The sequence below is a fragment of the Catenulispora pinistramenti genome (assembly GCF_018274385.1).
Lineage (GTDB): Bacteria > Actinomycetota > Actinomycetes > Streptomycetales > Catenulisporaceae > Catenulispora > Catenulispora pinistramenti.
Window position 1 is genome coordinate 57,820 of the sequence record NZ_JAAFYZ010000025.1, and the last position, 13,344, is coordinate 71,163.

Sequence of the window (13,344 nt, forward strand, 5' to 3'; positions counted from 1 at the left end):
CCGGAATCCGGGCTTGCTCACCCGGACTCGCCTACGCCGCGGACGCCCCGCGGCAGGAGGCCGTCGCGCAGCAGCCTCCAGACGTTGGCGAAGGCCTCGTCGATGGCCGGCCGCACCCACTCCGAGCGGGCCGCCGGGTTGTGGAACTTGGCCGTGGCGTCGAACACCGCGAGGGCGGTCGTCTTCGGGTCCGCCGAGGCGATCTCGCCGCGCGCCACGCCCTCGGCGATCACCTTCGTCAGCTGCACCACGACGAAGTCGACGTGCGCCACCACCGGCGTGCGAGCGTCCTCGGCCAGTTCGGCGAACGCCGTGAAGAACTCCGGGTCCTCCCGCGCCTGGGTCCACTTCGTCTCCGCCAGCGTCCACAGCACCAGCCGGACCCGCTCGGCCGCCGCCCCCTCGCCGTCGGCGACCGCCGCCAGCGAAGGGTGCATCCGCTGTAGCCAACGGTCGACCACGGCGTCGCGCAAGTCCGCCTTGGTCGGGAAGTGCCGGTAGACCGACCCGTGGCTGACGCCGAGCGCCCGCGCGACGTCGACCACCGTGGTCTTGGCCGGGCCGAAGCGGCGCAGGGTCTCGTCAGCCGCCTCCAGGATCCGCTCCGGGGTCAGGGGTCCGCCGGCGTTGCTGGTGCTCACCGCTGAACTCTATTTCTCCGAGTCCAGGTGGGCCATCTGCCCGGCGTCGTAGCGGTCGCCGGCCGCCGCGCCGGCCGGCACGGCCTTCTCGATCTCGGCCAGGTCATCGGCGCTCAGCGTGACGTCCAGGGAGCCCAGCGACTCGGTGAGCCGGTCCCGGCGGCGGGCGCCGACCAGCGGCACGATGTCCGGGCCCTGCGCGGCGACCCAGGCGATCGCCAGCTGCGCCACGGTGACGTCCTTGCGCTCGGCGATCGTGCGCAGCGTCTCGACCAGCGCGAGGTTGTGGTCCAGGTTCTCGGCCTGGAAGCGCGGCGAGACCGAGCGGAAGTCGCCCTCACTGGAGCGGTCCTTGCTCCAGTGGCCGCTGATCAGGCCGCGCGAGAGCACACCGTAGGCGGTGACACCGATCCCCAAGTCGCGCGACGTCGGCAGGATCGAGGTCTCCAGAGCGCGCGAGATCAGCGAGTACTCGATCTGCAGGTCGGAGATCGGGTGCACGGCGGCGGCCCGCCGCAGGGTGTCGGTGCCGACCTCGGACAGGCCGATGTGCCGGACGTACCCGGCCTGCACCATCTCGCCGATGGCGCCGACGGTCTCCTCGATCGGGACGTTCGGGTCCAGCCGGGCCGGGCGGTAGACGTCGAGGTATTCCACGTCGAGCCGGCGCAGCGAGTACGCCAGCGAGGTCTTCAGCGCCGCCGGGCTGTTGTCGTTGCCGATGAAGGCCCCGGCCGGGTCGCGCTGCGCGCCGAACTTCACGCTCAGCTGGTAGCGGTCGCGGGGGATGCCGCGCAGGGCGTCGGCGAGCAGGAGCTCGTTGTCGCCCATCCCGTAGAAGTCGCCGGTGTCGATCAGGGTCATCCCGGCGTCCAGGGCGGCGTGCACGGTCGCGATGGACTCGTCGCGGTCGGTCGGGCCGTAGAGGGCGGACATGCCCATGGCGCCGAGACCGAGCGGGAACACTTCAGGGCCGGTGGTGCCGAGCCGGCGGGGGGCGTGGGGGCTGTCAGTCGTCGTCATGACCCCACGATACGACTGACAGCTGACAGATTTCAAGTTTTGTCATTCGCCAGCCGTCAGACCGGCGGCGGGCTCAGGCGGGCTCGGGCGGGCTCAGGCGCCGCCGCCCACCGGGCTCGCCGGGTCGGTCGGGGTCGAGGTGGCACCCGGCGTGCCGGGCTTCTTCGGCGTCTTGGCCGGCTCGGCGACCTCGGTGGCGGTGATCGTGTCGCCCTTGCGCTCGCCGATGACGGTGACGGTCATCCCGGCCTGGAGCTGGGCGGAGGTCAGGGGGTGGGCCTTCGTGCCGAACTTGGTCCCGGCGTCGTAGTCGACCGTCACGGTCGTGCCCTTGGCCGCGGTCCCGGTGAACGATCCGGCACCGACCTGGGTGATCTTGATGCGAGCGGGCTTGCCGGCCTTGGCGTGCTTGCCGCCGGCACCCCCGCTCGTCCCGCCGGCGCCCGGCGCCTGGCTCTGGGTCTGGCCGCTGGTCGGCGCGGCAGCGGCGGTGTTCGACGAGGACGAGCCCGACGACTGCATCGCCGCCGTCGTCCCCCAGGCCGCCCCGCCGAGCACGATGACGCCCGCGGTGCCGAGCACCGCCAGCTTCAGTGGACCGAGCCGGGTCAGGCGCTGCTTGACCCCCCGCTGCTGCGGCTCCGGCTGAGGCGCGCCATAGGGCTGCTGCTCGAACCCCTGTTGGTAATCCCCATACCCCTGCGCCGGCCCGGCGCCCTGGTCCGCAGGGATGTTATACGGGTCGATCGGCTCGAACGGCCGGGTCGCGTCGATCGGGTCCTGGTCCTGACTCATACCGGTAGTACAGCGACGTGCGGATAAGCAGGCAGTCAATAAGCCCGGCGTAAAAGCTCCAGAGAAGGAGGAAGAGGGGAGGCCTGTCAGGTCAGCCCGACGACCGGCCCCACCACCACGATCGCCGGCGGCCGGATCCCGGCCTCGGCCACCGCCTCCTCGATCAGCCCGAGTGTGGTCTGCACCCGGCGCTCACCGGGCATCGTGCCCTCCTGGATCACCGCGACCGGGGTCTGCGGCGCCCGGCCGTTGGCCAGCAGGGTCGCGGCGATCGCGGCTATCCGCTCGATGCCCATCAGGATGACCAGCGTGCCGGTCATCCGGCCCAGCGCGGGCCAGTCGACCAGCGACTTCGGGTTGTCCGGGGCGACGTGCCCGGAGACCACGGTGAACTCGTGGGCCACACCGCGGTGCGTGACCGGGATCCCGGCCAGCGCCGGCACCGAGACCGCGCTGGTGATGCCGGGGACCACCGAGCACGGCACGCCGGCCTCGGCGCAGGCCAGCACCTCCTCGAAGCCGCGCCCGAAGACGAACGGGTCGCCGCCCTTGAGCCGCACCACGAACTTGCCGGCCTTGGCCCGCTCGATCAGCACCTCGTTGATCGCGTCCTGGGCCAGCGCCCGGCCGTAGGGGATCTTCGAGGCGTCGATGATCTCCACGTCCGGGGCCAGCTCGTCGAGCAGCCCGCGCGGCCCGAGCCGGTCGGCGACCACCACGTCGGCCTCGGCCAGCAGCCGGCGGCCGCGCACGGTGATCAGGTCCGGATCGCCGGGCCCGCCGCCGACCAGCGCCACGCCCGGGGTCCGGCCGCGGTGGTGCGGGGCGGCCAGGGTGCCGTCGCGCAGCCCCTCCAGGACGCCGTCCCGGACGTCCACGGCGCGCCGCGGGTCGCCGCCGCCGATCACCGCGACGGTGACGCCGTCGTGCCGGCCCACGGCCGGGGTCCAGGCGCTGGAGTCGTCGGCGGAGTCCGCCCGCGAGCAGAACACCCGGCCGGCCTCGGCCGCGCGCGCCACCGCCGCGTTCACCGCCGGATCGTCGGCGGCGGCCACCGCGTACCAGGCCTCGGCCAGATCGCCGTCCCGGTAGGGCCGCCGCTCCCAGCGGATCTCGCCGCCGTCGGCCAGCGCCTCGACCGCCGGCGTCGCCTCGGGGGCGACCACCAGCACGTCGGCGCGGGCGTCCAGCAGCCCCAGGACCCGGCGCTGCGCGACCACGCCGCCGCCGACCACCACCGCCCGCCGGCCGGCCAGCCGCAGGGCGGCCGGGTAGACGGGATTCGGGTCGGTGGCGGCGCTCATCTGTCGTGTTTCCCGGGTGGTAGCAGGTACGTCGGTCAGGCGGCGTTCTCGTCGTCCTCGGCGCTCTGCGCGACGCCGGCCGACTCGAAGGTCGCCACGTCCCGCAGCGCCCGGACGGCCGCCTGCACCAACGGTAGAGCCAGCACCGCTCCGCTGCCCTCCCCCAACCGCAATTCGAGATCGATCAAGGGGATGACGCCCAGGGCCTCCAGCGCGAGCTGGTGCCCGGACTCGGCCGAGCGGTGCCCGGCGACCATGGCCGCGGTGGCGTCCGGGGCCAGCGACTGGGCCACCAGCGCCGCGGCGCCGGCGATCACGCCGTCCAGGATCACCGGGATCCGCAGGCTGGCCGCGCCCAGGATGAAGCCGGCCAGCGCCGCGTGCTCCAGGCCGCCGACCGCGGCCAGCACGCCCAGCGGGTCCGCCGGGTCCGGCCGGTGCAGGTCCAGGGCCCGGCGCACGACGTCGACCTTGTGCGCGTAGGTCTGCTCGTCTATCCCGGTGCCGTACCCGGTGACCTGGGTCGGCGAGGCGCCGGTGAACGCGGCGATCAGCGCGGCGCTCGCGGTGGTGTTCGCGATGCCCATGTCCCCGGTCAGCAGCACCTTGTTGCCGGCGGCCACCAGGTCCCGCGCGGTCTCCACGCCGACCTCCAGCGCGGCCAGCGCCTCCTCGCGCGACATCGCCGGGCCCTCGGACAGGTCCGCGGTGCCGTAACGGATCTTGCGCGGCACCAGCCCGGTCTGCTGCGGCAGTTCGGCGTTCACTCCGACGTCCACCACGCACACCTCGGCGCCGATCTGGTGCGCGAAGGCGTTGACCACGGCCCCGCCGGCCAGGAAGTTGAGCACCATCTGCGCGGTGACCTCCTGCGGCCACGGCGTGACGCCCTGGGCGTGCACCCCGTGGTCGGCGGCGAACACCGCGACCGCCGCCGGCTCCGGGATCGGCGGCGGGAAGACCCCGGCCAGCCCGGTGAGCTGCACCGAGACCTCTTCCAGGACGCCCAGCGACCCGAGCGGCTTGGTCATCACCTCCTGGCGGGCCAGGGCGGCGTTCACGGCCTCCTTGTCCAGCGGCTCGATCGCGGCCAGCGTCTCCTCCAGCAGCGACACCGGATTGCTGCCGGGCAGCGCGCGCCGGCCGTACTGCTCGTCGTGCACGGCCCAGGCCAGCGGCCGGCGCTTGGCCCAGCCGGCCCCGGACAGCTCCGGCTCGCCGGGGAACTCGTGGACGAAGCCGACGCACAGGTAGGCCACCACCGACAGGTGGTCCGGCAGGTCCAGGGTCCGGGTCAGCTCGCGCTCGTCGAAGAACGACACCCAGCCCACGCCCAGGCCCTCGGCCCGCGCCGCCAGCCACAGGTTCTCCACGGCCAGCGCGGCGCTGTAGGGCGCCATCTGCGGCTGCGAGTGCCGGCCCAGCGTGTGCCGGCCGCCACGGGTCGGATCGCAGGTCACGACGATGTTGACCGGGGTGTCGAGGATCGCCTCGATCTTCAGGTCCTTGAACGCCCGCTGCCGGGCCTTGGGCAGCGAGGCGGAGTAGTCGTCGCGCTGCCGGGCGGCCAGGTCGTGCACCGCCTGCCGGGTCTCGCGGCTGCGCAGGACCAGGAAGTCCCACGGCTGCGAGAAGCCGACGCTCGGCGCGGTGTGCGCGGCCTCCAGGACCCGGGTGAGGATCTCGTCCGGGATCGGGTCGGGCAGGAAGGTGCTGCGCACGTCGCGGCGTTCGCGGATGACGCGGTGGACGGCGGCCAGTTCGGCGTCGTCGTAAGGCGGGACCCGGGGGACGTCGTCGTAGGGCTCGTCGTCGGTGTCGAAGAGGTCGTCGGGGGCCTGCGGCGGCGACTGCTGGGGCAAGCCCGGCGCCTGGACCTGGCCCTGGACCGGCGCCTGACCCTGGACCGGCGGCGGCACCGGGACCTGGCCCTGCGCCTCCGTCTCGGCCTCGGCGTTCTCCGCCCCGGCGTTGGCCCACGGGACCAGCATCTCGGGCTCGGCGTCGCCGTCGGCGTCCTCGTCCAGCGCGGCGTCCTCGGCGTACTCGGCGACGGGCTCGGCGGGCGTGATGGCCACGGTCGGGGTGGCGAACACCGGCCCGGGCTCCTCGCCGGTCCCGCCGAACTCGACGCCCTCGGCCGGGTCGTCGAACACCGGCGGCGCGGGCTCGAAGCGCGGCGGGTCCAGGTGCGCCCCGAGCGGCGGCTCGGCCTGCGGCTCGGCGGCGGGCGCCAGGCCGTAGTCGGGGCCGGTGTTCGGGGTCAGCGGCCGGTCGCCGAACGAGGGCATGCCGCCCTCCGGCGCGCCGAAGACCGACGGGGCCGCGGGCGCCTCGGCGGCGCCGAAGGCCCGCACCTCGGCCTCCACGCCCGGCGCCGCACCGAACGACGGCTCCTCGGCGGGCCGGGAACCGAACGAAGGCTCCTGGACCGGACGCGCGCCGAACGACGGGTCGTTGCCGGCCTGCGGCGCGAACGCCTGCGGACCGCCGAAGGTCGTGGTCGGGTCGACACCGGCGTGCGGGTCCTGGGCCGCCGGGAAGCCAGGCTGCTCGGGCTCGCCGAACACCGGCTCACCGAACGCCGACTCACCGAACACGGACTCGGCGACGCCGTTCTGCGCCCCGAAGCCGCCGGCAGGCGGGAAGCCCTGGCCGACCGCATCGCCGGCCTCGGTACCGAAGCCCGGCGCGCCGGCCGGCGGAAACCCCTGCCGGGCATCGAAAACCGACTCGCCGGGCGCGAAACCCGGGCTGGCGGGCTCACCGGCCTCGGCGGCGAAACCCGGCGCCGGGGCGGGCGGGAAGCCCTGCCCGGCATCGAAAACCGACTCACCGGGGAAGCCCTGCCCGGCTGCTTCACCGGCCTCAGCACCAAAGCCCGGTGCGTTGGCGGGCGGAAAGCCCTGCGGACCGTCGAAACCCTGCGGACCGTCGAAACCCTGTTGGCCGTCGAAACCCTGTTGGCCGTCGAAACCCTGCGGACCATCGAAACCGGCGTCGTCGGCGCCGTGCGCGCCACCGCCCGACGTGCCGAACGCACCGGCGGGCGAGAAGCCCTGCGGACCGGCCGCGGGCGGGAACCCCTGCGGCGCACCGAAACCGGCCTCGGCGGCCTCGCTCTCGGCACCGAAACCCTGCGCACCAGCGGGGGGAAACCCTTGCTGGGCACCGAATCCGGCGTTGTTCGCGGGCGGGAAGCCCTGCTCGCCGAACGAGGGATCGAAGGAACCCGGTGCCTCCTCGGCGGCCGGGTGCCGGCCGAAGGAGTCCTGCCCCGGCTCGTCGAGGATCGCCGGGATGATGTCCGTCGGCTGGTCGTAGGAGGCCGGGCCGCGCAGCGGCGCGCGCAGGTCGAAACCGGGACGCTCGGGGCCGGGCTCGGGCGCCGCGTCGAAGACGCTGATGTCCACCTGGCCGCGCGGGTCGCGCGGGTCACGGGGATCACGGGCGGCGTCGCGCTCGTCGCGGGGCAGCGGCGTGCGGTCGGCGGCCTCGTCGAAGTCGTTGCCGTCGGCCGGGGACGCCTGCTGCGGGACCACCGGCTCGCGGCGGAAGACGTCGAACTGCTGGGCCTGGCGCAGCGCCTCGGCACCGCGCTGGCCCGGCGAGCGGCGGCCGGCCGGGCCGGAGTCGGCGTTGGAGTCGCGCTGCTGCGGGACGCTGAAGCCGCGATTGTCAGGACCCTGATTCCGCGGACCGGGACCGGGCTGCGGGCCGCGGCCGGGCGGCGGCTGCATCGGGGGCATCATCGGACGCTGACCGCGTCCGGGTTCGGCCGGGCCCCGGGTCCCGTCGCCCGGGCCGCGGACGCCGTCCACGGGACCGCGCGGACCCGCACCCGCGCCGTCGACCGGACCACGGCCGCCGGCCGGCGGCTGCTCACGGAACACCGATCCGGGCGGCACCACGGGCCCACCGGGAGCACCGGCCGGACGCGGGCGGATCGGCCGCGTCGGACGGTTGGCCGACTCCGGACCCTGCGGTCCACCGGGTCCACCGGGTCCACCGGGTCCACCGGGTCCACCGGGTCCACCGGGTCCACCGGGTCCACCGGGTCCACCGGGTCCACCGGGTCCACCGGGACCACCGGGACCGCCAGGACCGTTCGGCCCGCCGGGCGCGCCACCGGGACCGCCAGGGCCGCCATCAGGTCCGCCACCGGGACCCCGGGGCCCGCCGCCAGGAACGCCCTGCCGTCCCGCCGCCTCGCCGAAAGCAGCCCGCGGTTCCCGCCCGTCGCGCATCCGCATGCCGCCCGGTCCGCCGGGGCCGCCGGCCCCGCCCGGAGCCGCGGAGCCGTTGCGCGGTCCCGGGAACTCGCCCTCGTCGTCGAACACCAGCCGGCTGAACTCGGTGGTCGGCGCGTTGTCGTCGTAGGGCCCGGAGCCCGGGGGGAAATCGCCCTCGAACGGCGGCCTGGCGGAGCCCTCACGCCCGAAATCGTCGGCACCGGTCACCGTGGGTTCCTCGATCCTGTCGTTCCATACCATGGTTCGTATCCCGCTCCCGTTCCCCGTGTCCCCCTCGTCGGCGGGGGTTCGCGTTCGCGTGGGCGCTGCCAAGTATCGCTCGTGAAAGGCGCGCGCAAGCCCGGAAGAGCATACGCAGCCCCTGATGGGTTGACTAAAAGGCCGGGTCTGTCACCCAAGCTCACCCCAAAGAACGAATACCGGGGCCGCCGGGGCCAACCGGAGCGCGTCACCCGGTCGGGGAGCCAGACGCGAGGCTTGCAACTGCACGCCGTCCACGCGCCGGTCCCCGATCCTGAGCGCCTGCCGGATGGCCGGCAGCCGGTCCAGGGCGGTGACCGCGGTGACCACGGTGCGCGCGCCGGTGGTGGCGCAGGCCCGCACGACGTCGGCGCGTTCGGTGCCGACGAAGACCGAGTCCGGGCGGGGCAGCGTGGCCAGCGCGGCCGGCGCCGGACCGCTGACCACCTCGACGTCCACGCCGTGCATCACGGCGTTCAGGGATATCCGTTCGCAGGCGTCGGGATCGCGTTCGACGGCGATCACCGCCGCGCCCAGCCGCGCGCACTCCACGGCCAGCGCGCCGGCCCCGGCCGCGACCTCCCACACCATCGCGCCCAGCCGCGGCGCCAGCCGCGCCAATATCAATGCCCTGATTTCGGCGGGCAGCACCTGCGGCCCGCGGGCCACGAACGCGTTGTCCGGCACCGCCCAGCCGGCCGACGGCCCGGCCCAGGCCGAGACCCAGCCGGAGCCCCAGCGCGGGTCGTGCGGCGAGTCCGGGCTCAGCCGCTCCTCGTCCAGCACCAGGATCGCGTCCGCGGCGCCCCAGACCACCCGGGTGGCCGCCTCGGCGGGGACCAGGCTCTCGATCCGCTCGTCGGGCTCCCCGAGGTGCTGGGCCACGATGAAGGCCCGCTGCGCGCCGCGCAGGGCCGCGGCGACCCGGTTCGGCGGGAACTCCGGGGCGGCCACGATCGCCACCTTCGGGTGCGCGCGGGCGGTGTTGGCGGCCCGCAGCAGCGAACGGTCGTCGGTCACGCAGACCACCACCGCGTCGTCCCACGGCAGCCCCAGCCGGCCCAGGGTGGCGGCCACCGGGCCGGGCGCCGGGTAGCCGACGACTTCGAAGCCTGATTCCCGCAGATCGCGCAGCACACCGAAGAAACCGGGGTCGCCGGCGGTCACCACGACCGCCGGTCCCGCCTTCGGATCACCCAGATGCGCGGTGAGCCGGGCGTAGGCCAGCCGGTTGTCCTCGCCCAGCAGAATCCGCCGGACGTGCTCGGGGACGCCGATCCCGTCGAGGTGCCGCGCGGCGCCCACGACCAGCTCAGAGGACTCCAGAACGCCGCGCACCACGGGCCCGGGCAGCGAGCCGTCGTAGCCGACGACCGCGACCGCCGCCGCGGCTTGGGCTATCGCCGGCCCCGCGGCACCGTGCCGGCCGGCGGTCACGCCGGTCCCCCGCACACAGCCACGGCGAAGCTGGGGGCGCGCCGTGGATCGGCCATGAAAAAGTCCTCCGCGTTTCGTCTAAGGGACTTCAACGCACACTAACACCGCCCGTTCCACAAGTGAGGCGGCGAATCCGGCGAAAGCGGGCGAATCAGACAGCGAACATGCCCGTTCGGCGGTGGCGCGGATCGGCGGCCGGCGGCCGGCCGGATCGCCCGTCACCAGCCGCGCACGTGCAAAGGCACGTGCATCAGTGCATCATGGTCACCTGCTGGACACCCTCGGCGATGAACGGATCCCCGGCCCGCACGAAGCCGAAGCGCTCGGCCCAGGGCTCCAGCGCGGTCGGGACGTCGATCAGCAGTCTGCGCTCGCCGGCCATCTTCACCGCGTAGTCCAGCAGCCGGCCGGCGATGCCCCGGCCGCGCGCGCCGAAGCGGGTGGCCAGGCGTTCTATCCGCAGGGTGTCGTCGGACTCCTGCACCACGCGCACGGCGGCCAGCACGTCCCCGTCGCGCTCGGCCCACAGGTGCACGCTGGACGGCTCGGTGTCCCGGCCGTCGATGTCCAGGTGCGAGCTGCCCCACTCGACGATGAAGACCTCCTGGCGCAGCCGGAGCAGCGCGTAGATGGTCGGCGCGTCGAGGTCCTCGATGTGCGCGTAGCGGTAGGAGACCTTGCCCAAGACGAATCTCCGAAACGGGCCTGCCGGCGGTGTGCCGGATGCTGTGGTGGCGTGGCGGACGCGCCACACCGGTACTGCCGAACGTGTCCTGTCCCTGTTGTCGACGTCGTGTTGTCACGGTCGGTCCGCCGCCCCCGGCCCCCGTCGGTTCCGCGACCCCCGTCACGGGCAGAATACTGACCCAAGTGCACGGACGCCATGCACGTGCGGCACGCCGCCGACACCGTCTCCAGGATAGGTAGTATCAGCTGGATACACTGCCGATTCGGCGAAGATCACTTATGCGCGGGAGTGCGAGGAGTTGTGCGGCTATGCCGCCTGTGCGCAGCAGTCGTTAAAAGCTCTCTAAAGCTTCTCTAAAGCACCAGTGATCCGATGGCGACCAGCCCGACGACGATGATCAGTCCCCGCAGCACCCGCGGCGGCAACCGGCGCCCGACACTCGCCCCGATCTTCCCGCCGACCAGCGCTCCGACCGCGATCGCCAGGGCCGCGCCCCACCGCACCGAGGGATGCTGGGACCCGCCGAGCCCGAGTGCGCCGACCGTGATGAAGACGACCGCCGCGATCGCGTTCACCACACAGGCCAGGATGTTCTTCACTCCGTTGAGCACTTGCAGGCGGTCGCTGTAGGTGAGACCGAGGATGGCCATCAGCAACACGCCTTGCGCGGCCCCGAAATAGCCGCCGTACATCCCGCTGCCGAACACCGCGAGCAGGACGCCCCAGCCGCCGGCGCGCACGCCGTCGCCCTTCGCCTCCCGGCGCGCCGCGACCCGCTTGGCCAGCCGCGGCTGGACGATGATCAGCACCAGGGCCAAGGCGATCAGCGCGGGCACGATCGCCTTGAACGCCTTGGCCGGCAGCAGGAACAGCAACAGCGCGCCGACCGCGGCGCCCAACAACGACGCCACCACCAGGCGCACCAAGCGCTTTCCGCCGGCGGCGCGGAACTCGGCGATCTCGGCGCGATAGCCGTAGATGCCGGACAGCGAACCGGGAACCAGGCCGACGGTGTTGGTGACGTTCGCGACCACCGGGCTGTAGCCGAAGGCGAGCAGCGTCGGGAAGGTCACCAGCGTGCCGGAGCCGACCACGGTGTTGATCGTGCCCGCCGCCAGGCCGACGCCCAGCAGCGCCGCCACTTCGCCGATGCCCACCGGTGCCTCCTCCTCGTGCGTGCCGCCGGTCGTGCAGAGCGTAGCGGGGAAAGATCGGTTGGCTACTCCGAGCCCATTGATTAGGATCGCTGATCGTGCACCGGTTGTTCCCGGTCACCCCGCCGCCGAGCTCCTGAAGCGGGGTCGACCCAGTCACCAGGAACCACCTGTCGGCGTGTTGAGCCGACCGGCTGAAGTGTCACGCCCCGCTTCCCGCGACTGATTCCCGTAGTTCTTCCTGTCGCAGGAGCGATCCCTTGATCTACCTCGTCTTTTCCGGCGTGCTCTGGGGCACCGGCGGGCTGACCGGCCGCCTGCTCTCGCTGCACACCCACCTGTCCCCCACCGCCGTGGCCGGTTACCGGCTGCTGACCGGCGGCCTGTTCCTCGTATTGTTCGCGACCGCCACCGGGCACGGACGCCGCCCGCGCGGCCGCGCGGCGTGGATCCGCATCGGCGTCGTCGGCGCGCTGTCCGCGGGCTTCCAGGCGTGCTACTTCGCAGCGGTCGCCCTGACCGACGTCAGCCTGGCCACCCTTCTCACCATCGGGGCCGCCCCGGTGCTGGTCATCGGGTTCGAGCAGGCAACCGGCCGACGGCACCTCGACACCCGGGTCGCCGCGACGGTCTCACTGGCCGTGCTGGGCTTGGGCCTGCTCGTCGGCGAACCCCCGCACGGCATCACCATGGCGCACATCCTCATCGGCGCGGCATTCGCGGTCACCAGCGCCGCGGGCTTCTCGGCGATCAGCCTGATCGGCAAGAGCCCGGTCCCGGGCCTGGACGAGGTCACGATGACCGGCTACAGCTTCACCCTCGGCGGCCTGGCCCTGGTCGCCGCGGCCACCCTGACCACGGGAGTCGGCTTCGCTCCAACGCCGGAAGCGCTCAGCCTACTGGCGGCCCTCGGCCTGGTGCCGACAGCCATCGCCTATGCCTGCTACTTCATCGGCCTGCGCGACACAGCGGCCAGCACCGGCACGGTCACCGCGCTCCTGGAGCCGCTGACCGGCACGGTTCTGGCTATCGCGCTGCTGGGCGACCGGCTCACGGCGATCGGAATCGCGGGAGCCGCGCTGCTCGCGGTGTCGGTGACCGCGGAGGCGTGGCAGAACCGGCCGCGCGTCTCAGGCTAGTGCTGTGTCAGGCAACGTTTGCCCGGGAGTTTTCGCGGCGTGGTTCGCGATGTGGTTCGCGGCGTGGTTCGCGACGTGCCGGTCGGCGGGTGGGATCCGTCGGCGGGTGGAGTTTGCTGGGGCTGGAGTTCGTGGGCCGGGTTGCGGTTGGGGTGTGGGTTGAAAGGCGATTTTTACGGCCTTCGGTCGTAGTTGTGCCGGTTCGGGGTTCGGGTCGGCGGGTGTGTTTGTCGGCTGCCGGTTCCCGCGTTCACAACCCCGCCCCACCTCAGGCCTCTTCAACACCGGCAAGTCCGGGCAAGGGCAAAGGGCCAGATCAAGAGCAAGATCAAGGGCCACAAGCAAGATCAAAGTCAAGAGCTGTGATGAAGGGCCGGGCCTCCGGCGGGCCTCGGCAACCTCAGGGAAACTAGCGCGGTTCCCTCGGGTGGCCGGGTCAGTCTCAGCGGCGGCGGTACCTGAGGTGGTGCGGTCCGTTCCCCACGGTCGCGTCGTCAGCCCGATGGGTACAGCACCGGTGTCCGGGGGTAACGTCCGCGCGCTTGCGGTCATGCGTGTGAGCTGCGGTTTGTGATAGCGCGAACTTGACCCCCGGCCACCGGCACTGTAGGCGAAGCCCTGCCGACGCGACCGAGGGGAACGAACCGAAAACCAGCCGGAGAAGTACAAA

At 73.2% G+C, this 13,344-nt stretch carries 10 protein-coding genes; 1 reads left to right on the forward strand and 9 read right to left on the reverse strand.

Annotated elements, in window-relative coordinates:
• Nucleotides 1–17: 17 nt before the first annotated feature.
• The 9 genes from KGQ19_RS10445 to KGQ19_RS10485 all read right to left on the reverse strand — a co-directional run bounded on the left by KGQ19_RS10445 (nt 18) and on the right by KGQ19_RS10485 (nt 11,538).
• On the reverse strand, nt 18–641 hold the full coding sequence (locus KGQ19_RS10445; protein WP_212008887.1) for a TetR/AcrR family transcriptional regulator: 624 nt from the start codon (nt 639–641) through the stop codon (nt 18–20).
• Nucleotides 642–650: 9 nt separating this feature from the next.
• Entirely contained in the window at nt 651–1,664 is a 1,014-nt protein-coding gene (locus KGQ19_RS10450) for an aldo/keto reductase (RefSeq protein ID WP_212008888.1), read from the reverse strand.
• Nucleotides 1,665–1,757: 93 nt separating this feature from the next.
• Nucleotides 1,758–2,459: a hypothetical protein gene (locus KGQ19_RS10455; RefSeq protein WP_212008889.1), complete on the reverse strand. Its 702-nt coding sequence runs from the start codon at nt 2,457–2,459 to the stop codon at nt 1,758–1,760.
• 86 nt (nt 2,460–2,545) lie between these two features.
• Nucleotides 2,546–3,763: a uroporphyrinogen-III C-methyltransferase gene (gene cobA, locus KGQ19_RS10460; protein WP_212008890.1), complete on the reverse strand. Its 1,218-nt coding sequence runs from the start codon at nt 3,761–3,763 to the stop codon at nt 2,546–2,548.
• 35 nt (nt 3,764–3,798) lie between these two features.
• Entirely contained in the window at nt 3,799–7,503 is a 3,705-nt protein-coding gene (gene cobT, locus KGQ19_RS10465; RefSeq protein ID WP_212008891.1) for a nicotinate-nucleotide--dimethylbenzimidazole phosphoribosyltransferase, read from the reverse strand.
• 8 nt (nt 7,504–7,511) lie between these two features.
• Complete coding sequence (locus KGQ19_RS51815; protein WP_212008892.1) at nt 7,512–7,925, reverse strand: hypothetical protein; 414 nt, start codon at nt 7,923–7,925, stop codon at nt 7,512–7,514.
• Between the two features lie 481 nt (nt 7,926–8,406).
• The gene (locus KGQ19_RS10475) at nt 8,407–9,693 is read right to left on the reverse strand and encodes a bifunctional cobalt-precorrin-7 (C(5))-methyltransferase/cobalt-precorrin-6B (C(15))-methyltransferase (RefSeq protein WP_212008893.1); all 1,287 of its coding nucleotides are present in this window, start codon (nt 9,691–9,693) and stop codon (nt 8,407–8,409) included.
• Nucleotides 9,694–9,943: 250 nt separating this feature from the next.
• Nucleotides 9,944–10,378 carry a GNAT family N-acetyltransferase gene (locus tag KGQ19_RS10480; RefSeq protein ID WP_212008894.1) on the reverse strand — a complete coding sequence of 145 codons (435 nt, stop codon included), beginning with the start codon at nt 10,376–10,378 and terminating at the stop codon, nt 9,944–9,946.
• A 356-nt stretch (nt 10,379–10,734) separates the two neighbouring features.
• Nucleotides 10,735–11,538, reverse strand: a complete 804-nt coding sequence (locus KGQ19_RS10485) for a sulfite exporter TauE/SafE family protein (protein ID WP_212008895.1) — start codon at nt 11,536–11,538, stop codon at nt 10,735–10,737.
• A 257-nt stretch (nt 11,539–11,795) separates the two neighbouring features.
• Here KGQ19_RS10485 and KGQ19_RS10490 point away from each other — a divergent pair, with 257 nt between their 5' ends.
• Nucleotides 11,796–12,674, forward strand: a complete 879-nt coding sequence (locus KGQ19_RS10490) for a DMT family transporter (RefSeq protein WP_212008896.1) — start codon at nt 11,796–11,798, stop codon at nt 12,672–12,674.
• The last annotated feature ends 670 nt before the right edge of the window (nt 12,675–13,344 follow it).

What these genes read in the sequence shown, in the direction of transcription:
- KGQ19_RS10450 (WP_212008888.1), bottom strand. Translation starts at nt 1,664, where the DNA reads ATGACGACGACTGACAGCCCCCACGCCCCCCGCCGGCTCGGCACCACC.
- KGQ19_RS10455 (WP_212008889.1), bottom strand. Translation starts at nt 2,459, where the DNA reads ATGAGTCAGGACCAGGACCCGATCGACGCGACCCGGCCGTTCGAGCCG.
- cobA (WP_212008890.1), bottom strand. Translation starts at nt 3,763, where the DNA reads ATGAGCGCCGCCACCGACCCGAATCCCGTCTACCCGGCCGCCCTGCGG.
- cobT (WP_212008891.1), bottom strand. Translation starts at nt 7,503, where the DNA reads ATGCAGCCGCCGCCCGGCCGCGGCCCGCAGCCCGGTCCCGGTCCGCGG.